Origin of the sequence: Runella defluvii, assembly GCF_014195535.1 — a bacterium.
GTDB lineage: Bacteria > Bacteroidota > Bacteroidia > Cytophagales > Spirosomataceae > Runella > Runella defluvii.
This window is the reverse complement of record NZ_JACIBY010000005.1, coordinates 358790-385005: the sequence shown is the minus strand read 5'-3', so window position 1 is coordinate 385005 and position 26216 is coordinate 358790. Positions and strand designations below refer to the sequence as shown.

Here is a 26216-nt window from a genome sequence, read left to right as displayed (position 1 = left end):
CTATATTTAACTCATAGCGCCAGTGGATGGTTTTAAGATAACTTACTTTTGAAATGAACTACTTAACTTTTGAAAACGGAGACAAAATGCCCGCCTTGGGGCTTGGGACGTGGAAATCGGCCAAGGGAGAAGTATATACGGCCGTAAAGACCGCTATTGAGATTGGCTATCGGCATTTTGACTGCGCTTTAGTGTATGGCAATGAGCAAGAAATCGGTCAGGCGTTTGCGGATGCAATGAACGAAGGAACGGTAAAAAGAGAAGACCTCTGGATTACGTCGAAACTTTGGAACAACAGCCACGAAAAACAACATATTTTGCCTTCCATCAACACCACTTTAAAAGATTTACAGCTCGACTACCTCGACTTGTACCTCATTCATTGGCCCGTAGCGCTCAAACGAGAGGTAGCTTATCCCCAAACAGGCGAGGACATGCTCAGTCTGACGGACGTTCCTCTTTCAGAAACTTGGGCAGAAATGATTGTTTTGAAAGAAATGGGACTGACGCGCCACATCGGGGTGTCCAATTTCAGCATCAAAAAGCTGGAAGAGGTAACTGCCGCCACGGGCGTTCGTCCTGAGGTGAATCAGCTGGAACTGCATCCGTTTTTGCAACAGTGGCCCATGGTGGACTATTGCCGCGAGCACGGCATCGTTTTGACGGGGTATTGCCCCTTAGGCTCGTCAGACCGACCTGCCAATCGGATTGTGGACGGCGAACCTAAATTATTTGAAAATGAAGTAATTCGTACTTTGGCGCAAGCACGCGGCTGCTCGGCCGCGCAGTTGATGCTGGCGTGGGCAGTCAATCGGGGAACGTCCGTGATTCCAAAGTCAGTCAACGCAGGACGCTTGCAAGAAAACTTAGCCGCTGCCGACATTGAGCTAACCGAGCAAGAAATGAAAACCCTGCGGGAGTTAGACTTGCAGTACCGTTACATCAAAGGCAATTTTTGGTGCTTAGAAGGGTCTGATTATACATTGGAAAGCCTTTGGGATGAATAAAAAGTCAGCGACCGTGCAAACAACGCTACCACAATGCTCGAAAGTACAAAGTAACTCGCCAGTACTACGGTGCCCCAAGGCATGGTTTCTGACATTCCGAACCAGCCGTTTTGGTAAATCAAAAACAGCCCAATGGCGTTTTTGAGCGCTTCCCACGCCCAAGCGTAGGGGTTTTTATCCATGAGTTCGGTATAGGCAAAAACGCACAAAAATAAGAAGCCACCATAGACAAAAATGTTGGGCGTACCTATTTTGGCAATGTTGATAAAGAAGTAATTGATGAGCGCAAAAGTGAACAAAAACTGAATCCACGTCCACGTCCGTAGTGCTACCGAAGCCTCTGGGGCGTACTTTTGGAAGTGGTACGGGTCGTCGATTTTGTAAACGGGATAACGTTCGATGACGTCGGCAGGGCGCCAGCCTGTTGGCATAAACCAAATCCGAACTTTATCCTTCCAATTGTTTGTCCGATAGGCGTCTTTTATCAATAGCCACAAGTGTTGGAAATTGATTTTGATGGGATTCCACGTCTGAACGGGCCGAGTGATGCCATAAACAGGCGGTACGTCGGGGAGTTCTTCTTGAAACGTACCAAAGAGTTTATCCCAAATGATAAAAATCTGCCCATGGTTTTTGTCCAAATAAATGGGGTTCATGGCGTGGTGTACGCGGTGGTGCGAGGGCGTCACGATGATGTGTTCTAAGATGCCCATTTTACCAATGTAAATGGTATGGTACCAAAACTGGGCAAACAAATGCAGCGGCGCGACAATCGCAATGACTTTTGGCTCAACGCCTAGCAACGCAGCAGGAAGCAAAAATATCGTAAATAAATTGACAAACGACGAAATGCTTTGGCGCAAGGCACAGGCCAGGTCAAACTCTTCGCTGCTGTGGTGAATGGCGTGTTTGTTCCAAAAAAAGTTGATTTGGTGGCTCAAGCGGTGTACCCAATAGCCCGAAAAATCGAGGGCAATGAAAGCGATGATATAGACCCAAATCGTAGATTCTACTTTGTACAGCGCCCAATGTTCGACCATATAGCCGTAAGTCAGAATCGAAACACTAATGCCCAGCACATCTTTGATGATGTTGGTGTAGCCAGAACTAAGGCTAGAAAGTACGTCCATCGTACGGAACGGGTGCTTTTTTACCGCCCATCCGTACAGTTTTTCGAGTAAAACTAAGCCCAAAAAAATGGGCATGGCAATGAGAAGAATGCGTCCGTAGGTTTCCATTGGGTGATTTTTCTAACAAATTATGCAAGCATACTGTTTTTAATCACAAATGTAAGAAATTGTTGACTTTTTTCAAGAGTCAACAATTTTTGGACAATTTAAGCCACTTCGCCACCACAACTACTTCCCGCCCCTGCGGTGCAGGCGTAGCAGTGCTGGTTGATGACGATGTCTCGTTCGGTAAGTTGTTGAAAATCAAAGTCCTTTAAGTGCTTTACTGAGCCTGTTACTTTTAAATCCAGCATTTGGTTAAAATCACAGTCGAACAAGTAGCCGTCCCAGCCAATCGACAAGGTGTTGCGGCACATGACGTTACTAGCCGCTACGGGATTAAACGCATTGACGAGCTTTTCCATGTACGAACCGTAGTTGCCACTCACCAACAAATAGTCCAAAAAGCGACTGATGGGGATGTTGGTGATGCAAAAAAGGCTGTTGAAGTCAATGCCAAATTTGGTTTTTAGTGCCCGCTTAAATTCGCGCTCCAGCCCCGCTTGTCCGCTTGGTAAAAAAGCGCCCGCAGGGTTATAGACCAAGTTGAGGGTCAAGCCCGAACCTTCTTGTCCATACCCAACGGCATTGAGGAGCTGAAGCGCTTTGATAGAATCTTCAAAAACGCCATTGCCGCGTTGAGAATCAGTGCGGTTGGCGGTATAGAATGGCAACGAAGAAACCACTTCCACCTGATGCTGTTTAAAGAAATCGGGCAGGTCGTGGTACTTAGGGTTGGCCAAAATGATGGTAAGGTTGCAGCGAACAATGATTTTTATTTCCTGACTAATTTCACGAATTTGCTCCACAAACCATCGAAAATGAGGGTTCATTTCGGGGGCTCCTCCCGTGAGGTCAACGATTTTGAAGGGGTGCTTTTTCAAGGCATCCAAACACAACTGCATGGTGTCTTGCGTCATAATCTCCTTGCGATCGGGACCTGCGTCCACGTGGCAATGTTTACACACTTGATTGCACATTTTCCCCACATTGATTTGAAAAATATCAATTTGCGTGGGTTTCAACGGAAACAAACCGATGGGCGCGAGTTTTTCCTGAAATAAGGGAAAGTGATGCCCTAATTTTCCCGAATCGTTCAGTACATCAAGCTGGTACTGGGTGTTTCCGAGTTCGTGTTTTTGTGCCTTGAGAGATTTGACGGGATTCATGAAAATGGGGAGAATAAAACCTGCAACAATTACATCGTGACTTCTTTCGCCTTGTTAATCATTTGAGTACTGTGTACCAAGGTAATACCTGCGGCCATCACAGCACTTACGTGTACGGCTTCCATCATTTCGTCTTCTGAGCAGCCTTTTTCGAGGGTGTCGGTGGTGTAAGCATCAATGCAATAGGGGCATTTGAGCACGTGGGCTACGGCCAAAGCAATGAGTGATTTTTCGCGAGAGGTGAGAGCGCCTTCTGCAAATACGTCGCCGTAGTATTTGAAGAAATCTTGCGCTAAATTTTTTGCACCAAAATCGCCAATGGCGCCAAATTTTTTAAGGTCTTCAGAGTTGTAGTACGATGCCATAGTTTAAAATGTCTTGGGTGTTTACTTATTTACGCAAATAGAGGTGTTTTGGTTTGAAAAACTAGGGAAATGCAATGATTTTCGGAAAAAAATGGTTAATTTGAGTAGAAGTATGAAAAGTATGAAGAAAAAATCACAGAAAACGCGTAGCCCCAAAAAGAAACAAGGGGGACGTACGCATCGACAAATAGTCTCGTTTTTGGATGAACTCAAATCCGAGATTGCTACTTTTTTTGAAATCAATACCGAGCGACCTTTTGAATTGCATGAACTTCACAGTCATTTTGATGCCGATGACCCAAAACTTCGGCTTATTTTCAATGGATTGCTCGATGAGCTTGTGGAAGAAAGTAAAGTAATCCGAACGAAAGAAGGGCTGTATGCGACCAACGAAAACGCAAATGTGTTTATCGGGAAAGTCGAACACGTCAATAAAAACTATGCCTTTATCGTACTAGATACCCAAAAATCAAGCGAGCAGCCTAAGTTAGAAAATACCGACATTTGGGTGGATTCCGACGATTTGCGGGGAGCAATTGATGGCGATACCGTTCGGGTAAAACTTTTGAGTGATTACCGAAGTGGCCGCCGCCGCGAAGGCCGAGTGGAAGAGATTTTAGAGCGTGGACGGGTCGAACTGGTGGGTGAAGTCGAACTTTGGCCTAAGTACGGCATTGTGGTGTTGGACAACCGTCGCATTTATGACGATGTGTATATTCCTGAGGCCAAACTCAACAATGCGCAAGACGGAGACAAGGTGTTGCTGAAAATTACGCAGTACCCAACGCGCTCGCGTCGTATGGAAGGAGAAGTGCTGGAAGTATTAGGCAAAGCAGGAGCTCACGAAACCGAAATGCACGCGATTTTGGCGGAGTTTGGGTTACCTTATAAGTTTCCTGAAGATGTAGAAGCGGAATCAAATGCGATTTCGGAGGTGATAGAAAACGACGAAATAAAGCGCCGTCGCGATATGCGTGCCGTGACAACGTTTACCATTGACCCTGCCGATGCCAAAGACTTTGACGATGCACTTTCGGTTCAGTTGTTGGAAAATGGTCATTTCGAAATCGGGGTTCACATCGCGGACGTTTCGCACTACGTACGTCCTAACACGGCGTTGGAGCGGGAAGCGTATGCCCGTGCTACGTCGGTGTATTTGGTGGATAGAACGGTGCCTATGTTGCCCGAAAAACTATCCAACAACTTGTGTTCATTGCGCCCCAATGAAGATAAATTGACGTTTTCGGTGGTGTTTGAGTTAAACGAAAACGCCAAAATCGTCAACGAATGGTTTGGCCGTACCGTGATTCATTCTGACAAACGTTTTACCTACGAGGAAGCACAAGAAGTACTTGAAGCGACCGCGCGCGGAGAAGAAGAGGCAGGGCCTTTTGCTAAAGAACTTACCTTGCTCAATCAGTTGGCCTACAAACTTCGAGATGAGCGTTTTGCCAAAGGAGCAGTCAATTTTGAAACCACCGAAGTGAAGTTTAGGTTGGACGAAAATGGCAAGCCGTTGGGGCTCTACACCAAAATCCGCAAAGACGCCCACAAGCTGATTGAGGAATTTATGTTGTTGGCCAACAAGCGCGTACCCGAATACATTTACCGAAAATCGAAAAACAAGGAGCAGCCCAATACCATGGTCTATCGGATTCACGAGGAGCCCGACATGGAAAAGCTGCGGATGTTTGCCGCCTTCGCGGGTCGGTTAGGCTATAAAATGAAGCTCGACGATGAAAAAGTAGTGGCCAAGTCGCTCAATCAATTGATGTCGGATTTGGAGGGGAAACCTGAACAAAACGCACTCGAACAATTGGCGATTCGCACCATGGCCAAAGCGCGATACAGCACCGAAGATGTCGGCCACTTTGGTTTGGCTTTTCGTCGGTATTCGCACTTTACATCGCCGATTCGCCGCTATCCCGATATGATGGCGCACCGTTTGTTGCAGCATTATTTGGACGGAAAGCCATCGCCCGACCGAGCCGAATACGAGCCTGCTTGCAAACATTCGTCGTCGAGGGAGCAATTGGCCGCCAATGCCGAACGGGCAAGTATCAAGTACAAGCAAGTGGAATTTATGGCCTCGATGGACCCTGAGCGCGTTTGGGACGGGATTATTACGGGCGTTACCGAATTTGGCTTGTTTGTCGAAATTACCGAAACGGCATCGGAAGGATTGGTCAGAATGAACGACCTGAACGATGATTTTTACGAACTAGACAAAGAAAACTACCGACTAGTCGGAAAGCGCACGCAGCGTTTTTACACGTTTGGAGATACGGTGAAAGTAAAAGTCAAAGACACGAATATTTCGCGCCGAAGCATGGATTTGACGTTGGCAGAAACTACTTCCAATGTTGTTTCGGCATTGCCTGCGCGTGGCCGTGGTAGAGGAAGTGTGAAAGAAAAACGTCCTCGAACGAAGGAAAAGCGCCGCAAATAGTTTTTTAAGTAGTTGGGCAAAAGTTTTAGTGTGTTAGTAGTTTATATTGCTTCGGACAGGGCCGCCTGTGCGGAAGCGCAACCTTTGTAGTAGTAGAGGGGGCATCCATGAAACCCTTTTGCTTCGGACAGGGCCGCCTGTGCGGAAGCATAACTAGATGCTTTGTTATGCTTCACCGAAGCAAAAATTAAAAAAAACTCCTGCTGCTACTACAAATGTTGTGCCTCTACCGAGGCGGCTTTGAACTACTCTAAAACTTTTGCTTTATTACTTAAAACAGCCTCGGAGAGGCGAAACCTTTGTAGCCCTGGAAAAAATAAACCTTCCAAGTTTTCAAAACTTGGAAGGTTTTGCGTTTGTTTCGCCCCGAACTAACCTCGGGGCGAGATTGTTTAGAACCCTTCTTTCTCTTCTTCCTTCTCTTTCTTTTTCGTTGGGGTTTTGGCAGGTGGCGTTTGCGCTACTTTAGCACCAGGTTTTGCTTTAGGGTCAGTAGCTGTCGTTTTTGCTGCCGTTTTGGTATCTTTTGCTTTCGGATCCGTTGTTGCTTTAGTGTCTTTGGTGGTAGGTTTGGTAGTCTTATCTGCCACTTTTACTTCCTCCTCCTCAGGCTCTTCGGCAGGCGTCGTCGTCGTTGCTTTTTGAGTAGCAGCAGGCGTTGATTTTGACGCAGTCGATGGCGCAGTGGTTTTCGCAGGAGCACCTTTTGCAGGGGTTTTGGTATCTTTGGCCAACGGTTTTTTCACTTTCGGACGGTAGTACGCCGTAAAACGATCCACAAACAAGTCACGTTCTTCAAAGCCAATTGGCAGAATAGAACCGTCTTTTTTATCTTTTGATTTAACCGAAATCAAATCATTAATTTCCTGCACCGACGACACAACGGCAAGTTTGTCTTGTTGCCAATCAAAATAATACCACACATCTTCGGATGCTTCGATGTAGATGCTCACTTCGTCGCCACGGGCATTTTTACGAATTTCCACCATACCTTCTAGCTCGGCGTTGATGTCGGTATTGCCAAGGTTGGAGACCCCAATTTTACCCACACTATAAAACGCATTTTGAGGCGCCGACCAGCGAAGATTGACGTTCGATAAAACGAGTGTACTGTTGAATTTAGGCGAAGCATCAAACAGCGGCTTGTACGCAGCAGCACTGCGACTGATGTAGCCGTCGGTGGCTTTGCGACCAATGAGTGCGGCCAATTTATTACCCAACCGCTCGATACTCGGTTCGGCGGGGTCGCTGTTTTGTTCGTCTAAGTTGGTTTGAACAAGGTTTTCTGCCGCTTTGGTAATAATCTCACGGTTTGCAGGGAAGTTGAGCGACATGAGGGTATTGAAACGATACGTACTGCTGTCGATATTGGCCTGCACTCCCCCCGAAATCATAAAGAGCTGTTCGGCTTCTTTGGTGCTGCGGTCGTTGATGAGGCTGATTTTACCCGAATACGAAATAGTGCCTTTCGTGTCGTTGAAAGTATAAGCATTTTCTTCATCGACTAGCTCATCGGCGGTTTTGGTTTCGGGCGTCACACGAAACGCTTTTAGTTTATCATCAAAGCGTAAAAGCCCGTAGGCTTCAAAGATAATCTGGTCGTTACGCGCTTCTTTGCCCGATAAAAACGTTGGGTACAATCCATCAGTACCTGCCCGATAATGCAACCCAACCGAAATAGGCATGTCTGCTTCGTTTTTGAGGGCAGGTGTCACTTTGAGGGCTACGTCTTTGGTCGGGGTTTCTTTAAACGGAATCCAAGATGCGACCAAATCGGGGCGTTTTTTGAGAATAGGCTTGACATACCCATCAAATTGTAAGTTCGGTTCGGGGGCGAGCATGGTCATAGCGCCTTTGTATTGCAGGCGAGGAGCGGCCACAAAGTTGTCGAGCTCCACAATTTCGGCCTTGGCCACGGTGTAAGAAGTCTTTTCTTTGGAAGGCGCAGTGCGGTTGCTACCCGACGACGCTGCTACGCCTTGGCGCAGACTAAAGTTCCCCATTTTGACAGGAATGGTGTCGTTTGAGACGGTAGTATAAAGGTAAGTGGCGTCGCCCGTAAACTTCGTGCGTGATTCAATCTTGATGTTACCGTTTTTGAGTCGGTGGTATTCGTTGAGGGTATCAAGGACCAAGCGCGCATTTTTGAAAGGTGTCATTTCGCCGTTGCGGTGAATCACCACAAGTCCTTTATCGGGCAATACCTTCGCATCAGCAGATTTGATAAATGGAACACCGCCAATGTTGAGGGTCATTTTTTCGATTTCGTACAAGGCCGAAGAACCGTTAAACGTCAACCCTGCTTGTTCGGGAGCAGTGGAGGTAAAGGTGGAAGTGGCCACATCGCCTTTCATGGCAATGGTTTTGGCGTTGATGTTCCACTGAGCGCGGTTGATAGAGGTTTGATATGAGGCAAATGGGAACTCCATAAGCGGGTTTTCCAGCGTATTTTTACTGGTTGAAATACCGACCAATCCCTTTACAAGGTTAAAGTCCACGTCCACATTAGAGCCTAACAAAACGGGGCGGGTGGCATTGGTAGCCGAGATAATTTTGTACTGCGATTCGCCCGCAAAAAAACCTTCTTTATTAAACTTGATGTCCTGAGAAGTAAGCTCTGAGTCGTCGCGGCGAAGTAGCCCTTTTCCGTACAAACCCGTCGAACGAAGCACAATCCGCCCGTCAAGCTTGGTGGTTCCGTTGTAAAAATTAAAGGTATTTCCCTTGGTTGTCAGCGACATACTGTCGGCTTTTGGCGTCCAGCGTAGGGTGAAATTTCTCAAATCCACCTTAGGGAAATACGCCTTACCAATGGTTGCCTCTTTGACTTCGGCCTGCGCGCCGTTGGCAATCAACGAATCTGACATAAACAACAGGCTCTCGGTAGGAATACGCGCGCTCAAGTGGGTAATTTCGCCTTGCGAACGTAACCCTTGTTTGTCCATCACAAGTTCTTTGGTAAACTTCACGACGGTATTGGTGCCATACACTTTATAGCCCGTGACGGGTGGAATGTAATTGAAACCCAGCGAGTTGTCGGGCATGGAGCGGAGTTCGGCTTGGAAGGTAGGGAAAATACCGTTGGAGTTGAACGTTCCGATAAATACAATGTCTTGAAGACCAAGGCTATCGTAGTCGAGCGACGGAATTTTAAAGAAAACTTTGCGGTCGTATTTGAAATTTCCACGGTCAGGTTGATCAAAATAAACCGTCATCCCTTCGGGGACGTGCAAGCGCGGAAAAATGGAGTTTTTACGTCCCCCCGATTTATTACTAGGGTCATTTAGATAAATCCGTCCTGATTTTTCATACACAATATCACCACCCACTTCGGTATTGCTTCCTTTGTCGTAGGCTGATTTTGGCACGAACGTGATGTTGTCAATTTTGTTCAAATCAACAAAAAACTTGTCGTAATTAAACATCAAATCGCGGCCATTGAAGCGGAAGTTGGCCGAAACCAACAAACCATTCATGCGAAAATCGCGGTTTTTGAGCACCTTGATTTCTTTGTCCGAAGGCGAAGCGACGATTTTGAGCGAGTCACTAATGGTGAATTTTTCAACACCCCTAATGGTCAATACATTGTCTTTGAGGTCGATGCTAGCGTTGGCGATGTCGTTGTTGGCAGGGTACAACGACGAGACTTTGAAGTTATCAAAATCGGCTTGTTTGTTGTTAGCCATCACGTACAAAGCTCCTTTATTGGTAAAGCGGAAAAGACCATTTTTAGGGTCGATAGACAGAAAGCCGTCGTAGTATAGTTGCATAAAAGCTGAGCGTACGGCGTTCATGTCGCGTTTGAAAAACTGGGCAACTTCTTCGGGGGCAAAGCTGGTTACTTTTTGTTTGGTAACGTAGTTTGACGCCATTTGCAGCGGGTGAAAACCCGACTGCTCGTTCATGGCACGGAAGCGTTCGGGTTTGAAATAGCTAAACGACTCGAACGAAATGGGAACGACGTTTTTTCCCGAAATACGCAAAAACTCAATTTGATTTTTGGGGAAATTCCAGCGAAGCATTTCTGCGTCGATGTACATTTTGTGGTACGAATCGGAATAAGGTGTATAGTGAAAGCCTGATTTGACCGAAGCGGGTTGCGTTTTGACTGTCCCCGTGGCTTCGCTGTACGAAAGCTGAACGCCAGGGTGATGCAGCGAATCAGTGCCCATGTAGCTAGTGAAGGTAGCGATGGGGGAGGTAATCAAGGAATCGGTGATGTCGAAGTGGCGGCTGCTCGATTTGAACGCCAATTTTCCGTTGTAATTGACCATCACCGTTGAGGGGGATTGGCTCAAGGAAGCGCTGGTCATTTTTTGACCCACCAGCGAAATTCCCCCTTGGTACATGATATTTTTGCTTAATCCTTTGATTTGGGCGTCGTTGCGGTACGAAATAAAACGAGGATAGGGCGAAGGTTGGCCTTTGGTGCGTCGTTTGCTTTCGTATTCAAATACCCCTTCGACGGGAGCATTGAGCTTGGCGCCGTATTGGAGTTTGGCGTCGTCGGTCACGAGTTTAGGAAGTCCTACATTAAAGCTATAGGCACTCAGGTTGACAAAGATATCGGGTGCGCCTGCTGTTTCCCAGCTTACTTTTCCACCCATGCCAACCCAGTTTCCTTCGCGAATGGCCAATTTTCCGCTGGTTTGCAGAATAGGCACCGAGTCGTTGGCGGTGAGCATAACGAGGTTGGTGTTCTTGAATTCAATAATGGCTCCCGAAACGTCAGGTAGAGGTTTTTTCTCGTAAGCAGGCAGCAGGGTGACGGCGTTTGAAGTATCGGTTACGGCTCCCCAACCATCGTTGGTTGCACTGTTTTTTGCCGACTCTACGGTCTTGATAAGCTCAGAATTGACGTCACTAAAACGGAAACTAAACGTTCCTTCGAGCGCGTAAAGGCGATTGAAATTCGAGGTATAAATCAGGCGATTCTCAAACAGATTGCGAGCTGTCTCAAAATACTTTAAAGTCGCTTTGGTATCGTATGCTTCTACGGCTTGGGTGGTGGTGGTTAGGTAGCCATCTACTTCGTTAGGATTGGCGTGTGTTCCATTGAAAGCCGCGTAAAAACTGTTGAAAAACTGCTCAAAATGAGGTGTGGTAGGTTTATATCCTTTCGCTACCATGCGTTTGGTAAGGGTAACGATACTTTTTTGGTGCGCTTGCGTCAAACGACTGTCCAGCCAAAGGGTTTCGAGGTTTTTGGCAGCTTTGAGATAGGTAGGGTTGCCGCTTGCAGCCATCATTTTCTGCACGTCGGCTATAAACTGCGCAGGGTCGTCAGAAAGTTTGACGACTTGAGCGTGAAGAACCAACCCTGTAAGCCATAAAAAAACGATGAAGTAGGGCGTAAAACGTTTCATAGTATCTGCGGAATTTGTCGAAACCAAAACTAGGTATAGAACTATCAATATACCTATTTAACTCAATTTAATTCAAAATTATTTCAATAAAGCGCTATGTCCGAAGATTTTCTGTACTTCTTGTGGCAGTTTCAGTATTTTGACGCTGCTCACCTCACAACTACGGCGGGAGAATCGCTCCAAGTACTGGCCATTGGACAACGAAACGCCAATGCAGGCCCCGATTTTATCAATGGGCGCGTCATTGTAGAAAATATCGAATGGGCAGGAAGTATCGAAATGCACTTGCGAAGCTCAGACTGGCACCGACATGCCCATACCACCGACCGTGCCTACGAGAGCGTTGTTTTGCACGTAGTTTGGGAAAACGATACGGATATTTGTCGGCACGATGGCACGGCAGTTCCTACCTTGGCTTTAAAAAACATTACCTCTCCCAAACTGTTGCACAAATATCACGTACTGATAGGAAGCAAAGCAACGATTCCGTGTGAAAACCAATTGGGAGCGGTTTCGAACTTGCAAAAACGCATGATGCTCGACCGCGCGGCTACGCAGCGTCTTGAGCGTAAAGCGCAGGGCGTATTGGAGTTGTTGACCCAAAACCACCAAGATTGGGAAGAAACGACGTATCAATTGTTAGCCCAAAACTTCGGTTTTAAAGTCAATGCCGAACCGATGCTTCGGCTGGCGCAGGGATTGCCCCTGAAAATTCTTCACAAACACCGCGATAACCTTTTTCAACTAGAAGCCCTGTTGTTTGGACAAGCGGGACTTTTGATTCCCGCAGACGAATACGCACTGTCTTTGCAGAAAGAGTACGCGTTTTTGGCGGCAAAATATAGTTTAAAGTCCACCCAACTACAGGCCCACGAATGGAAGTTTTTGCGCTTGCGTCCTGCCAATTTTCCCACGGTGCGACTGGCGCAGTTGGCGGCGTTTATCCAGCAACAACCCAGCCTGTTTTCACTCTTTATTCATGGTGAAAATGTTAAAAAATTGGAGGAGGTACTCCGCGCCAAGCAGTCGGACTATTGGCAGACACATTATCACTTTCAAAAAACAACGGCAGCGAAAGTAGCTACCTTAGGAAAAGCATCAGTCGAAAATATTGTTGTCAATACGGTCGTTCCTTTAGTAGCAGCTTATGCTGAAGCAAAAGATAATCTAGATTTTATGACCAAAGCAACCGAATTATTGGAACAACTTCCTGCCGAAACAAACCACCTCACCGATAGGTGGCATCAGATGGGGATAGAATCAAAAACAGCCTTTGATTCCCAAGCTATTATCGAACTCTATACCCATTTTTGTGTAAAAAAGGGATGTTTGCAGTGTGCTATTGGTACATCGTTGCTGAAATCTCCCTGACCGTTAGATAAATACTTAGATTCTTTTTAAACCAAACACTTACTATTTTTGTATTCTTTAAAGTTGTAAAACTATACAAGCCCCCATGTATCGCCACCTTTTTCCTTCCTTTTTGGTCAGTGCGAGTTTTTGCGTAATTGTTGCATTTCGAGACAACAGCGAATTTGTCTCGGCTTTTCAAAAAATTAACAACGAAACCCTGAAAAATAGCCAAGCGTACGAAACCCTCGGCGATGCTACTTCGACCATCGGACATCGTCTGACGGGAAGTCCAAACGGAGCCAAGGCAGAACAGTATGCGTTTAATCTTCTCAAAAAATACGGCTACACAGATGTTAAGTTCCAATCGTTTGAGGTAGAATCGTGGATGCGTGACACCGTGACGTTGGACGTAGTGCCCAACAAAAGTGATAATTTCAGGACAGTGCCCGTGGTGGCGTTGGCGCATTCGCCCGTTCGTGCCAAAGTTAGCGGGGCAATAGTGGACGTGGGAAATGGCTTGGAAGAAGATTTTGAAGCGGTCAAAGACATTATCAAAGGCAAAGTAGCGCTAGTAAATATTGGATTGGTCAACGGAAAAGCAGGGCAAAAGAATTTGCACCGTTCCGAAAAAACGGCCTTGGCCATCAAATATGGCGCAAATGCGATTATCACCGTCAACCAAGTGGTAGGGAATGTGCTTTTGACAGGGACGGCCTCGGTGACGGGGGCGTTGATAGGTATTCCTGCCGTGAACATCTCGCGTGAAAGTGGCGAAGAAATTCGGAGTTGGATGAAGGTGGACAACGACCTCCATGCCATTGTGGATATGACCAACGTGAGTAAAAAAATAAAAGCAAGGAATGTCATTGCCACGATTCCAGGCAAAAGCGACGACCGAATCGTGATTGGAGGGCACCTTGATTCGTGGGATTTGGCAACGGGCGCAGCCGATAACGGCCTAGGGTCATTTACGATTATGGACATTGCTCGTACGTTTAAAGCCTTAAAAATCAAGCCTAAACGGACGATTGATTTCGTGTTGTTTATGGGGGAAGAGCAAGGCTTGCTAGGTTCGAGGCAGATGGTGAAAGAATTGGCCAAGGCCAAACAGCTTGAGAAGGTCAAGTTTATGATGAACCTCGACATGACCAACAATGTGTTTGGAATGAGCGTGGGAGGGCGCGACGAACTGATTCCGTTCTTCCAAGCGGTGGGGGAACAAATCAAAAAAGTGGACGATACCTACTCAAACATCGTTAGCAGCCGTGCAGGACTCCATTCAGACCACCAACCGTTTATGTTGGAAGGCATTCCGACGGGAGCACCTGCGGGACGACTCGGCGCTAATGTCTATGGATGCTATCACGCTGATTGTGACAAATTTGATTTGATTAATCGCGATGAAATGGTCAATGGCGTTCGTTTTTCGGCCATGCTGCTTTATGCTTTGGCCAATGCCAACGATTTGCCCGCCCAAAAACTAGATACCTACAAAACCCGCGATTTAATGGTGGCGCAAGGGCTCAAAAAAGAGTTGGTTCTTGGCAAAGATTGGAAATGGACGGACTGATAAGTGTGCCAAGGGTTGCTCATGTCGTGCCAAGGGTTGCTCACAACCCGCCCGAAGGACAAACAAAAGGCAAGAAGCAAAAGGCAAATGCTCGTGCTAAGGGGGGCTCACGTCGTGCTAAGGGTTGCTCACAACCCGCCTGATAACGAACAAAAGGCAAGAAGCAAAAGGCAAATGCTCGTGCTAAGGGTTGCTCACAACCCGCCTGATAACCCCAAACAGGAAACACATTACTCAGCTTTAGAGCGTGCCAATACCCAAAATGCCCCATAGGTGGACAACATCACGAAGGAAAATGCCAGCGTGAGTTGTAGTGCTACAGGGTTGTGTAGTAGGTTATTCCCAATATACCGAACCAACGATAAAGGATGAGTAGCCACGTGCCAGCTATTCCAACGACCAAACCTCCCCAAGTAGATTCCATAACTTGCGACGACCAAACTCCCCCCAATCAGCAGCCAACTGGTGATTCGGCTGTAATAATCCTCCAAAAGTGCATGGATTTTCAGGACAGAATAAAAGCCCGTTAGTAGTCCTGCCAACGCAAACGAAAAACTCATCAACGCATCGTACCAAATCAAATGGTCGGGGGAAGCCCTCAGGTGAATTAGGTCGGTGATGAGGTAAGGAGCATTGGGAAAAAACAACAGCCAAGCTGCTGCTCCTAAGAGTACTCCCCGTTGGTGGATAAAACGGTGCTGAGCCAAATCTTCTACAATACAGGCGATTCCGAACGGAACCCAAGCCAGAAAAAGATTCCACGTAAGGAAAATTCCTCCAAAGTTTTCGGTAAACGTAACGCGGCCACAAAGCAAAATGATGCTTATGAGCGACACCGCAGCGAGTAGATGGTTTTTGTTTTTCATTTTTATAAAAAAGAACTTTGAAATACAAAGTAAAATAAACCAATCAACTGTGTCAATAGGAAAGCCCATTTTTATTTCGCTGAAAAGATGACTAAAGTCTTTTTTTTAGGGTGGAGATGACTTGATATTTGTTTAGGGCAAGAAGAAGAGAAAAAGCCATTATTGAAAAAGTACTAAAACCAAAATAGAAATGTAAGCTCTTTGTGAGAGAGTAAAACGAACAAAGAAAGGTTTTAATAGCTATTTTAATGGCAAAACGTCATTAAAGAGGGGGTTTTGGTAGATAGATTTGGGGGTTTTGTAGATATGCAAAATAACTTTAATCTAATTTTCATCTCGGCAGATAGTATCTTCTTTAGATTTACCCGCGGAAGTATTTCTTAATCTAAACTAAAAAACAAGTAAAAGTATGAAACAAAGGTTTACACTGCTGGCCGCAGTGGCGATGCTATTTTGTGGCCTCACGTTGTTTGCCCAAGACCGCTCGATTTCGGGTAAAGTAACCGCTGACGACGGTTCTGTTCTTCCTGGGGTAAACATTACGCTTCGTGGTTCTAACCGCGGTACAAACACAACAGCGGAAGGTACTTACCAAATTGCTGTCCCAAACAATGCTGTTTTAGTATTCAGTTTCATTGGTTTTAAATCGCAAGAAGTTGCAGTAGGTGCTCAATCTGTGGTGAATGTAAAGCTCGTAGCAGACGCTTCACAATTGCAAGAAGTAGTAGTAACGGCGCAAGGAATTCGTAAAAGCCAACGCGAAATCAATTACTCGTATGCAAAAGTAGCCAACGAAGACATCACGCTTGGGCGTGCACCTCGTTTGGCACAAGCGCTTGCGGGTAAAGTAACAGGTTTGGCTGTTTATAACGTAAATAACAGCGTTGACCCTTCGGTGAAGGTGGTATTGCGTGGGTATCGGTCATTGACAGGTAATAATGAAGCGCTTGTCGTGGTTGATGGTATGCAAACAACCTCGACGGTATTGGCCCTCATCAACCCCAACGACATCGAGAGCGTGACAGTATTGAAAGGTGGTCAGGCGGCTACGCTTTATGGCTCGGCGGGTATCAACGGTGCGATTGTTATTTCAACCAAAAAAGGTGCAAAAGGAAAGTTGAAAGTAAACTATACCAACAGTACCAACTTTGAAGAAATTAGCTTTTTACCACAGTTTCAAAATAAATATGGGTCAGGGTCACACTACGCTGCCTCTTTCGGGTCAGCAGGATATTTGACCAATCACCTTGATCGTTTGAAACAAAACTGGCGCCCTTACGAAAACCAACAGTACGGAGATGCTTTTGATGGCTCGATGCGTATTCAGGGACGGGTATTGGAAGATGGTTCAAAATTAGAAATTCCGTATGCTGCCCTTGACAATGTTCGTCGTAAGACCTTCGATAGAGGAGTGTCAATGAACAACCAAATCAACTTTGAAGGCGGTGATGAATCAACAACGTTCCGTTTGTCATTAGAAAATCAGAAAATTGCGGGTATTGTTCCTAAAGATAAAAGTGATAGAACGGGGATTCGTTTCGCGGCGTCGAAAGAGTACAAGCGTTTGACGGCGAGCTTCACGGCTAACTATACCCAAGCAAAGTATGATCGTACGTCTGCCGATTTCTATAACGACGTATTGAACCAGCCTGCCAACTTGCCATTGTACGACTTGCGCGATTGGCAAAACAATAAGTTTGCGAACCCTAATGGGTATTACAACGACTACTACAACAACCCTTATTTTAATAAGGACATCAACCGTAACAACTACAAAGATGCCAATATTTCAAGCAACATTGCTTTGGAATTTAGAGCAACGGATTGGTTGAGATTAGTAAACCGTTTGGGAGTGATGAACAACTCACGTACGGGTAAAAACTACACGAGCAAGTTCCTTTACTCTGACTGGGCAAAAACAAAAGCATTTGTTCCTGCTCCTTGGGGTATCGACGATGTGGACGGAACGGGTATCTACCGTGCTATTTCTGACATCTTAGGAGGTGTTTCAGATTACTCAAGCACAGAAAATGTCATCAACAACGAATTCCAAGCACACGTAAACAAAGATTTTGGTGACTTCAAAAACAACTTGATTTTGGGGGGAAGCTTGTATCAGCGTTACACCAAAGCGATTGCCATCAGTTCGTCTTCTATTGTTGTACCTGATGTGTATAACGTATCGAACCGTCAAGGTATCTTAGGGGGTGGTGAAGGAAACACCATGGAGCGTCGTTATGGATATTATGCTGACATCAGTTCTAACTATAAAAACTGGTTGATTCTTAATGCTTCTGCCCGTTATGATGCCACGTCTCGTTTCTACAAACCTGCACGTAACAAAAATTATTGGTCGTATTTATACTATGGAGCAGGTTTGTCGTTCATCCCAACCGACGCCTTCCCTGGTTTGAAGAGCAATGTACTTAACTTCGCTAAAGTGCGGATGAACTACAACAAAAATGCGAACGACAACATTCCTCTTTACGGATTGGACTTGACGTATCCTAACGGTAGTGGTTTCCCATTTGGAAACACGGTAGGGTTGACCGTGGGTAACACACTTCCTGATGCCAACCTAAAGCCTGAAATTGTATATTCTGGTGAGATTGGCGCTGAATTTCAGATGTTTAATAACCGCGTAAATTTAGAGTTCTCGGCCTATAGCCAAACTTCGAAAGGCCAAGTAATCACCGTACGTGTACCAAACACTACTGGTTTTAGCAACTTGCTTATCAACGTAGGTGAAACCAAAAACTGGGGATATGAGGGTGAATTTAAGTACCTTATCGCTCGTGGAAGCAAACTTAACTGGGATGTGAGTGTGAGATATTCTTACAACGACAACAAGGTAATTGACCTTTACCCTGGTATCAATGAATTCCAATATGGCGGATTCACCTATGCTACAACCAATGTAATCAAAGGTGAGCGTTTTCCAATGCTCAAAACAAATGGATATACATACGCTCCAGATGGCTCGGGTTACGTTCTTGTTAACCCAACTACTGGCTATCCTATTCTTAATACGGCTTTGGTCAACAGAGGGGGAACACTGCCACGCCACATTGCGGGTTTAGGTTCAAAAGTTAGCTACGGTAACTTGACGTTTAACTTCAACTTTGAGTACCGTGGTGGAAACGTGATGTTTAGCGACTTAGGCCGTCAGATGACCTTTACAGGGGCAGGTAAGTGGACAGAGAACCGCGACCCACAAATGGTGCCAAACTCAGCAACGCTTAATGCCGATGGTAAAACAGTGACGCCAAATACCAACATCAATGTTCGCGAGTCTGAATATGGATATTGGGTGGACAACTACCGTTTGATTTCGGAAAACTTCGTAACTCCAGGTTGGTTTATCAAATTAAGAGATGTAAACCTTGCTTACACGCTACCTACTAGCCTTATGGAGAAAACAAAGGTATTCTCACGGGCAGAAATCGCGTTCTTCGGACGCAACTTGTTCACGATTGTTGATAAGAAAAACTACTACACCGACCCTGAGTTTAGTAACGTAGCTACCAACAGCTTTACAGGAACGATTTCGGCGGTTACAGCACCAAGTGGAAGTAACAACGTGGGTATCAACACGACAGGGCAAACGCCACCTGTTCGTCAGTATGGTGTAAGCCTTAACTTGACATTCTAAGAGGAGAGCAGCAGACAGTTTCTGGATGTTTCTCAATTTTTTACAACCTTATAAAGAAGTTCACAATGAAATTAAAATCATATTTTCTCATTGCGGTGTTGGCCTTGCTAAGTACTGCTTGTAACGAGCAATTCCTAGACATAAACACCAACCCCAACTCGTTGCCAACGGCATCGCCAAACTATATTTTTACCAATGCGCTTCGTCAAACGGCATCTAACATGCTGGGGCCAAACGAAACCGCTTCGTACTGGTCGGGACAATGGACGCAGTCGAACGGTTATATCTTGAGCACAACCATTTTTACGTATAATTTCACCAATGGTGATTTTAATTACTGGGATGGCTACTATGACAACCTCCAAGATTATCAGGTGGTTATTGATAATGCGGATGCGCAAAACCAGAAGTTTTTGAAAGGGCCAGCTAAAGTAATGAAGGCGTTATTGTTCCAACAATTGGTGGACATGTACGGAAACCTTCCCTACACGGATGCTTTGAAAGGGGTATCTTCATTGGCTCCTAAATTTGATGAGCAACAGTCGGTTTATGACAATCTTATCAAACTTCTTGATGACGCAATAGTGGACTTAAAAGCCAATGCGTTTGCCAGTGCTTTTGCAGGTTCAGATATTGTTTTTGCGGGTAGCAACACCAAATGGATTCGTTTTGCGAACTCTGTTAAATTACGCATCTTGATGCGTCAGGCACGTGTAGCTGCTAAAGAAGCAACTATCAAAACCGAAATCAATAAAATTGTAACGGAAGGTTCTGGTTTCATCACGGGCGAAGATGTAGGTATTGGTAGTGCCTCTTTCTGGCAGCCAGCGGATGGTCAAATGAACCCAATTTATGAAAGCTGGGGTTATAGCGCCGCTGGTGCTAAAAAAGCGTTGAACAATTACCCTCGCCTTACAAAGTATTTGATTGATGGACTCAAAACTTCTGGCGATACGCTTCGCTTGAAACGTATTGGCTACGCCATCGGTGGCGAAGGTAGCACAGCGGGTGTAAGTACCCGTGCCGAAGTGGCTGCCAACTATGCAGGTGTACCTTTCGGTGCAAGCTCAGGCTATTTGCCAACTACTGTTTCGGCGCTTGGGCCAAGTATCATTGCCAAAGGTGCGTTTAACCGCCCGTACCTTATCATGACAGCAGCAGAAATCCAATTGAACTTGGCAGAAGCAAAAGAGAAATTCGGAACTGGAGTAAGCTTGGCAGGAACGGCACAGTCGTACTTTGAAGAAGGTCTAGTCCAATCATTCAGAGCATTGGGAGCAGCCACTACTGGAGCGGCGGCGTTTAAAGGAAGTAAAATTGAGAACTACGACTACGTAGCTTCAACCAACAAGCTTACGGCAATTGCCTACCAAAAATGGCTTGCTTCTTGTAACTTCACTGGCTTAGAAGCATGGGCAGAATACCGTAAAACGGGTGTGCCTGTTACGCCACAAAGCTTGGGCGTACCTGATGCAAAACGCCCCGTTCGTTTATTCTATCCAAACTCTGAAGGTGGTTCAAACTCAGCCAACGTAAATGCCCAAGGAACGGTGGATGTATTTTCTACCAAAATCTTCTGGGATATTGACTAATTACGCCCAAAAAACGATTCGTTGATTTCGTATGTACAGAAGGCAGCGCCACGGCGCTGCCTTCTTTTTTGTATTATAATTGTACCTTTGTCGTCTAATACCAACACTGATGAACACCTCGCCCAAACCTACCCTGTTCGATTACTTACACCTGCATTTTTTGGTCATTATTTGGGGCTTTACGGCCATTTTGGGAAAATTAATCAACGCCGATTTGTCGCGGGTTAGTCTGACGTTCTTTCGGACACTTTTAGCGGCCATTGGCTTGGCTTTGGTGCTTACGCTACGCAAAGAATGGAAAAAAGTAGCGCCCCAAGACCGTAATAAAATGCTGGGCGTAGGCGTGATTATGGGCGTTCATTGGTTGACGTTTTTTGCCTCTGCCCACGTATCAAGTGCGTCGGTATGTTTGGCAGGAATGTCCACTACGTCATTGTTTACGGCTTTGTTGGAACCGTTGTTTAGCCGTAAACAAGTACGACCGTTAGAAATTCTGATGAGCCTGTTAGTAATGTTGGGGCTTTACCTGATTTTTCGTTTTGAGTTTGACCAATCGTGGGGCTTGGGCTTGGCGCTGATTTCGTCCTTGCTGGCCGCCTTGTTTACGATTGCCAATAGCCGTTTTGTCAAAACCCATCCTGCTTTGGTCATTACTTTTTATGAAATGAGCGGTGCTACCATGGGGATGTTTCTTGGGCTAGTGGGTATTGGAATGGTGAGCGGCCTTACACAAGCACAGGTTGTTCCTCAAAGCATGGATTGGCTGTGGTTGGGAATTTTGGCCAGTGTTTGTACCGTTTATGCGTATTCGGCAGGCGTGCATTTGCTGAAAAAAATGTCCCCTTTTACCCTCAACCTTACCATCAACCTAGAACCTGTGTATGGCATGGCGCTGGCGTATTTTATTCTCAATGAGCGCATGACCGCAGGTTTTTATGCAGGAACGGGTGTTATTTTACTGACAGTAATTTTGTACCCGATACTCAACAGCCGTTTTTCTAAAGGATAATCGCTGTCTTTATCTATCTCTTAAAAACCTTTGGCCAAATCTTGCTCCATCCTTCGCGGTCGCCAGGAAGGGGGGCGTCGCGTTTGATGTACCTGCCTTGGGCATCCAGAATAACAGCATAAGGAGCTCGTGTTATTTCCCATTCCGCTTCTAAAAATTCGTTTTGGTCTTGGGTAAGTTTTCCGTGCAGTCCCCTAGATTTACGTTTGACCACATTTTCAACCCACACGTTAGTGCTCTCTTTGTATTCTGACAAATAGACAAAATTAAGCTGCCCTTTCGGCAAAGACGCTTCTAGCTGACGGGCTTCAGCAAGGGCGCGCATTCCGTATTCGTCGTTGGTCCAAAAGAGCAAATAGGTGGGTGTTCCCCGTACTTTTCTTTTGATTTCATCCCAAAACTCACGCCCGCCCATGTAGATTTTTTGGTAGAGCGTAATGCCATTTCCCAATTCTGCTTCGAAATTTCCTTGGGTTTGCAAATCTATAATGTCGTGTGCTTCATTGATGGCGGTGGAGTCGTTACACTCGATGTGATGCAGTTCGTCCAACGATTTTTGGTAATAGGGCGAAGTCAAGGTAGGGCGAATGTGTTGGTACCAGACCATTTTATTTAAAATAGGTGCGGTGTAGAGGTGTCTAACATAAAACGTCGCGTTGAGGTAATCGACTCCTCTGTCTCCAAAATAGAAGCTATATTTTCGGTTTTCAAGTTCAAACGTATTGATTACCTCTAACGTATCGCGTTTTTTGCTGAAAAGGGTATTGAGCATCGTCAAATCCCGCGTTTTGGCCGAGCCACCCAGTGATATTTCCAGTAGCTTGCTTTTTTGTTCTTCGGAGATGTCAGGAATGTAGGTAAGAATGAGTGACGCAACTTTGGCAACAGGCAATGTATTGATAGAGAGGGCAGGGGTGGTCAGCTGCGCGTGGGCGCTGAATTGCTGAAAAAAATCTGCGCGTGCAAAAGTAAGCAAACTCGATTGGTCTAAGTCGGCAACGGTAACAATCGGCTTTCCTTGAGGCCCCATGCGGGTTGTTCGTTGCTCAGTCTCGGTCGAAGAAATCACCCAAAGTGAATTTGGCACACGCTGTAGAGTTTGCTGCAAAAAAGAATACAATTGCGCTTTGGCGGTATTTTCAATTGAAGAAACCACCCATTCTTCTAGCAAGGGAGGAGCTTTAGTAAAGGCTGGAAGAGAGCGAAAAAACGCAATTTGTCGGTTACTTTCGGTATCTAAGTGCTGCCAGTATTTGCTTGCGTCAGTGGTGTTTGTCGTTGTTGCAGGGTTGGCTTCCAGCCACTTTTTGCGTTGGATATAAAACTGAGCGTGCAAATTATTCACCTCGGCATTGACTCCTGCAAAGCGGAGTGGAATATCACTTTTGGCCAAAGAATCGGCATAAATCGTCACTTCAACGACGCCTTTACTTCCCAAGAAGGGCATCACGACGTTGTTATACGTCAAATAACACTCTTCTTTGGGAAAAATAAGGGGCATTTTGAGTTCAAAACTACCGTTGGGTTGCAAAGGGGCAGCCCGTATGATTTCGTGGTTGGGTTGTAAAATATTGACCCGTGCGACCACCACCTCCGACGCTTGTCGATAAAGACGTGCCGTAAGGTTTTCGATTTTTCCCCGCACCACCAAGGTGTCAGTTTGTGCATAACTGTTTTGGATGGACAAAAATAGCCCTAGGGTTAAGAAAAAATACCAACGCAATGTCATAGTAGTAACGAACGAAAATTTTATAAACGCGGCCGAGTCTGCTCAAATATACTTCTTAAAATGTCTTGTTCTATTTCTCCAAAACGAACGTTTCGTCTGCTAACTGTTTCGTAGGCCACTTGAATGGCCTTTTCGAGACGGTATTCGGTGGTGCCTTCGGCAGCGCCTCCCCACGAAAACGAAGGGATGTGCTTTGACTGAAATCCTGCCCCAAAAACGTTGGCATTGACCCCGACAACTGTCCCCGTGTTGAACATGGTGCTGATGCCCGCTTTGGTGTAGTCGCCCATAAACAAACCACAAAACAAGCGCCCCGTATCTTCGAGGGTATGCGTGGCGTAGCTATACAGCTTTACGTTGGTATAATCGTTTTTGAGGTTAGAGTTGTTGCAGTTGGCACCTAGGTTGCACCATTCACCAAGAACTGAATTCCCCAAAAAACCGTCGTGGCCTTTGTTGCTATAACTAAAAAGAACAGAGTTGCTAATTTCTCCTCCTACTTTACAGTGAGGCCCAATGGTCGTGTTCATGCGCATTTTTGCTCCCCAGTTGACGGTCGCGCTTTCTCCCAGTGAAAATGGACCCATGACCACACTGCCTTCGCAAATGGTTGCATTTTTGCCAATATAAATGGGGCCATTTTCGGCGTTTAAAATCGCCGCACGTACTTTGGCTCCTTCTTCGATAAAAATACGCTCAGGGGCATAGCAATGCGTGTGTGGGTCGTTCAGTGGTTGGGAAGTTCGCTGGTGGGTGATGGCTGCAAAATCAGCGTTGATTTGCGCGCCGTTTTCCACAAAAATGTCCCATACATGTTGAATAACCGTAATAGGTTCGGGAAAAGGAATGACCGAAAGCTCAGTCTGCGGCTGTACCACTTCAAACGGCGAACGGTAGGCAATTGTAATGCCATTGGAACCCACTAATACTTGTCCTACTTGTAATTTTTCAACGGCATTGGCGATGGCAACGGTGGCACAAACAGCACCGTTGAGGAAGGTATTGTCGTGGGTGGTAATGAGCGGAAATTTATACTGAAGGTAGGGTTCGGTCAAAAAAGAAGGGGTTTTACCAAGGTAATGCACCCATTTTTCGGTCAAAGTCATAATTCCACAACGTACGTCGGAAACAGGACGGGTGAACGTGAACGGGAGCAAATGAGGGCGGATGGCCGCGTCGTCGTACAAAATAAAATTGGTCATAAATCAATAAAATCTATTAGAGTTTGTAAGCCTTTGGTAGCCACAAAGATAAGTTTTGCGCAAAATTTATTAGGTTTGCCAATACAAACATTTTTAACCTACCAAACTGCTCAATCTTTTAGAACCATGCCTAAATTAACCAAACAAATTGTTGATAACGAAACCCAATATAGCCTTGACTTGCCCGTAAAAGTACTCCAATTTGGTACGGGTGTGTTGCTCAGAGGGTTGTGTGATTATTTGATTGACCAAGCCAATAGACAACACGTTTTCAACGGACGTATTGTGGTGGTGAAATCTACCGCAGGTCTATCCGACGATTTTGCCGAGCAAGATGGTTTATATACGGTATGTGTGCGTGGGGTGGACAGCAACGGCGAAACCATTGACGAAGCCGTGACAGTGGGGGCAATTAGCCGCGTAGTATCGGCACAAGACAATTGGCGCAGTATTTTGCAAGTGGCTCGCAATCCGCACCTCGAAGTAATTATCTCGAACACGACCGAAGTGGGAATTCAGTACGTGGAAGAAAATATTTTTCAAAATCCACCTCAATCGTTTCCCGCCAAATTGACGGCGTTTTTGTACGAACGCTTCCGCACCTATGGTGGAAAAAGAGACAAAGGCGTGGTCGTAATTCCGACGGAGTTGATTACCGACAATGGTCTTAAACTCCGTGAGTGTGTCGAAAAACTTTCTGCTTATAATGAGCTTGGTAAATTGTTTAATAAATGGTTGAAATACCACGTTAAGTTTTGTAACTCCTTGGTGGACAGAATTGTGCCAGGGAAGCCCGATGCAGCTACTCAGGCGCAATTGGAAGCAAAACTTGGGTACGAAGATAGCCTATTGACGGTAGCCGAACCGTATTATTTGTGGGCCATTGAGGGCGACGACCGCGTGAAAAAAGTGCTATCGTTTGAGCAATTGTTTGACAATGTGATTGTTGACGAAGATATTTCCTATTACCGCGAGCGCAAGCTTCGCATCCTTAACGGAAGCCACAGTGCTTCTGCTCCGTTGGGGTATTTGAGCGGATTTGACATTACGTATCAGTGTATGCAAGACCCTGCGATGTCGAAATACTACGAAAGTGTTATTTACGATGAAGTGGTGCCAACCTTGCCTTTTGAAGACCAACTAGCGGAGTTGAAAGTATTTGCGGGCGACATCTTGAGCCGTTACCGTAACCCGTTCATTCAACAAAAGTTGATTGGTATTACGCTCCAACAAACCTCGAAAATGAACGCTCGTAACGTAGCCACCATTCAGCGTTATTACAAGCAATTTGGCACCGTACCTAAGCACTTTGCGTTAGGTTTTGCGGCTTATTTGCTTTTTATGAAAGCGGTAAAGAGCGAAAACAACCAGTATTTTGGACAGCGTGGCGAGAGCTTCTACCTCATCAACGACGACCAAGCGGCCTATTTCTCTGAACAATGGCAAGGTGTGACGGTAGAAACGGTGGGAACGCTAGTAAATGAGGTGTTGAGCAATACAAAAATTTGGGATACTAACTTGACCAAATTGGCAGGTTTTGCCGAAACGGTCACCGAGTTGTTGACCGAAATGATGAACAATGGGGTCAAAGCAACGCTCGAAAAAGCGATTTTGTAAGTATAAATTTATAGATAGACTACTTGCGACGGCATCGCCTC

15 protein-coding genes are annotated in these 26216 nt (G+C 45.7%); 8 read left to right on the top strand and 7 right to left on the bottom strand.

The window, feature by feature from the left end:
* Positions 1 to 53: 53 nt before the first annotated feature.
* Positions 54 to 1007 (top strand): aldo/keto reductase, encoded by a 954-nt coding sequence (locus FHS57_RS14245; RefSeq protein WP_183974685.1) that lies wholly within the window; start codon positions 54 to 56, stop codon positions 1005 to 1007.
* On the opposite strand, the gene FHS57_RS14240 is transcribed toward FHS57_RS14245, so the two are convergent.
* The 3 genes from FHS57_RS14240 to FHS57_RS14230 all read right to left on the bottom strand — a co-directional run bounded on the left by FHS57_RS14240 (position 977) and on the right by FHS57_RS14230 (position 3770).
* Positions 977 to 2245, bottom strand: a complete 1269-nt coding sequence (locus FHS57_RS14240) for a sterol desaturase family protein (protein ID WP_183974682.1) — start codon at positions 2243 to 2245, stop codon at positions 977 to 979. The two genes, FHS57_RS14245 and FHS57_RS14240, sit on opposite strands and share 31 nt — an antisense overlap.
* A 98-nt stretch (positions 2246 to 2343) precedes the next feature.
* Positions 2344 to 3405, bottom strand: a complete 1062-nt coding sequence (arsS, locus tag FHS57_RS14235; protein WP_183974680.1) for an arsenosugar biosynthesis radical SAM (seleno)protein ArsS — start codon at positions 3403 to 3405, stop codon at positions 2344 to 2346.
* 29 nt (positions 3406 to 3434) lie between these two features.
* Positions 3435 to 3770, bottom strand: coding sequence for an arsenosugar biosynthesis-associated peroxidase-like protein (locus tag FHS57_RS14230; RefSeq protein WP_028525823.1), 336 nt, complete (start codon positions 3768 to 3770; stop codon positions 3435 to 3437).
* Between the two features lie 112 nt (positions 3771 to 3882).
* On the opposite strand from FHS57_RS14230, the gene rnr reads away from it, so the two are divergent.
* Positions 3883 to 6219 (top strand): ribonuclease R, encoded by a 2337-nt coding sequence (gene rnr / locus FHS57_RS14225; RefSeq protein ID WP_374757999.1) that lies wholly within the window; start codon positions 3883 to 3885, stop codon positions 6217 to 6219.
* 392 nt (positions 6220 to 6611) lie between these two features.
* On the opposite strand, the gene FHS57_RS14220 is transcribed toward rnr, so the two are convergent.
* Positions 6612 to 11585: a hypothetical protein gene (locus tag FHS57_RS14220; protein WP_183974677.1), complete on the bottom strand. Its 4974-nt coding sequence runs from the start codon at positions 11583 to 11585 to the stop codon at positions 6612 to 6614.
* A gap of 96 nt (positions 11586 to 11681) precedes the next feature.
* Here FHS57_RS14220 and FHS57_RS14215 point away from each other — a divergent pair, with 96 nt between their 5' ends.
* Both FHS57_RS14215 and FHS57_RS14210 read left to right on the top strand, forming a co-directional pair.
* Entirely contained in the window at positions 11682 to 12956 is a 1275-nt protein-coding gene (locus FHS57_RS14215; protein ID WP_183974675.1) for a DUF2851 family protein, read from the top strand.
* Between the two features lie 85 nt (positions 12957 to 13041).
* Positions 13042 to 14508 carry a M20/M25/M40 family metallo-hydrolase gene (locus FHS57_RS14210; RefSeq protein WP_183974672.1) on the top strand — a complete coding sequence of 489 codons (1467 nt, stop codon included), beginning with the start codon at positions 13042 to 13044 and terminating at the stop codon, positions 14506 to 14508.
* A gap of 230 nt (positions 14509 to 14738) precedes the next feature.
* Here the strand turns inward: FHS57_RS14210 and FHS57_RS14205 are convergent, their stop codons facing one another.
* On the bottom strand, positions 14739 to 15374 hold the full coding sequence (locus FHS57_RS14205; RefSeq protein WP_028525827.1) for a DUF1361 domain-containing protein: 636 nt from the start codon (positions 15372 to 15374) through the stop codon (positions 14739 to 14741).
* Positions 15375 to 15783: 409 nt separating this feature from the next.
* On the opposite strand from FHS57_RS14205, the gene FHS57_RS14200 reads away from it, so the two are divergent.
* From FHS57_RS14200 to FHS57_RS14190, 3 genes are all read left to right on the top strand, one after another.
* Complete coding sequence (locus FHS57_RS14200) at positions 15784 to 19026, top strand: SusC/RagA family TonB-linked outer membrane protein (protein ID WP_183974669.1); 3243 nt, start codon at positions 15784 to 15786, stop codon at positions 19024 to 19026.
* 65 nt (positions 19027 to 19091) lie between these two features.
* The gene (locus FHS57_RS14195) at positions 19092 to 20618 is read left to right on the top strand and encodes a SusD/RagB family nutrient-binding outer membrane lipoprotein (protein WP_183974667.1); all 1527 of its coding nucleotides are present in this window, start codon (positions 19092 to 19094) and stop codon (positions 20616 to 20618) included.
* A gap of 109 nt (positions 20619 to 20727) precedes the next feature.
* Entirely contained in the window at positions 20728 to 21627 is a 900-nt protein-coding gene (locus tag FHS57_RS14190) for a DMT family transporter (protein ID WP_183974665.1), read from the top strand.
* 13 nt (positions 21628 to 21640) lie between these two features.
* On the opposite strand, the gene FHS57_RS14185 is transcribed toward FHS57_RS14190, so the two are convergent.
* Positions 21641 to 23314: a hypothetical protein gene (locus tag FHS57_RS14185; protein WP_221225633.1), complete on the bottom strand. Its 1674-nt coding sequence runs from the start codon at positions 23312 to 23314 to the stop codon at positions 21641 to 21643.
* 62 nt (positions 23315 to 23376) lie between these two features.
* Complete coding sequence (locus FHS57_RS14180; protein WP_183974662.1) at positions 23377 to 24558, bottom strand: GlmU family protein; 1182 nt, start codon at positions 24556 to 24558, stop codon at positions 23377 to 23379.
* Positions 24559 to 24684: 126 nt separating this feature from the next.
* Between FHS57_RS14180 and FHS57_RS14175 the strand changes: the two genes are divergently transcribed.
* Positions 24685 to 26175: a tagaturonate reductase gene (locus tag FHS57_RS14175; RefSeq protein ID WP_183974660.1), complete on the top strand. Its 1491-nt coding sequence runs from the start codon at positions 24685 to 24687 to the stop codon at positions 26173 to 26175.
* Positions 26176 to 26216: the final 41 nt, after the last annotated feature.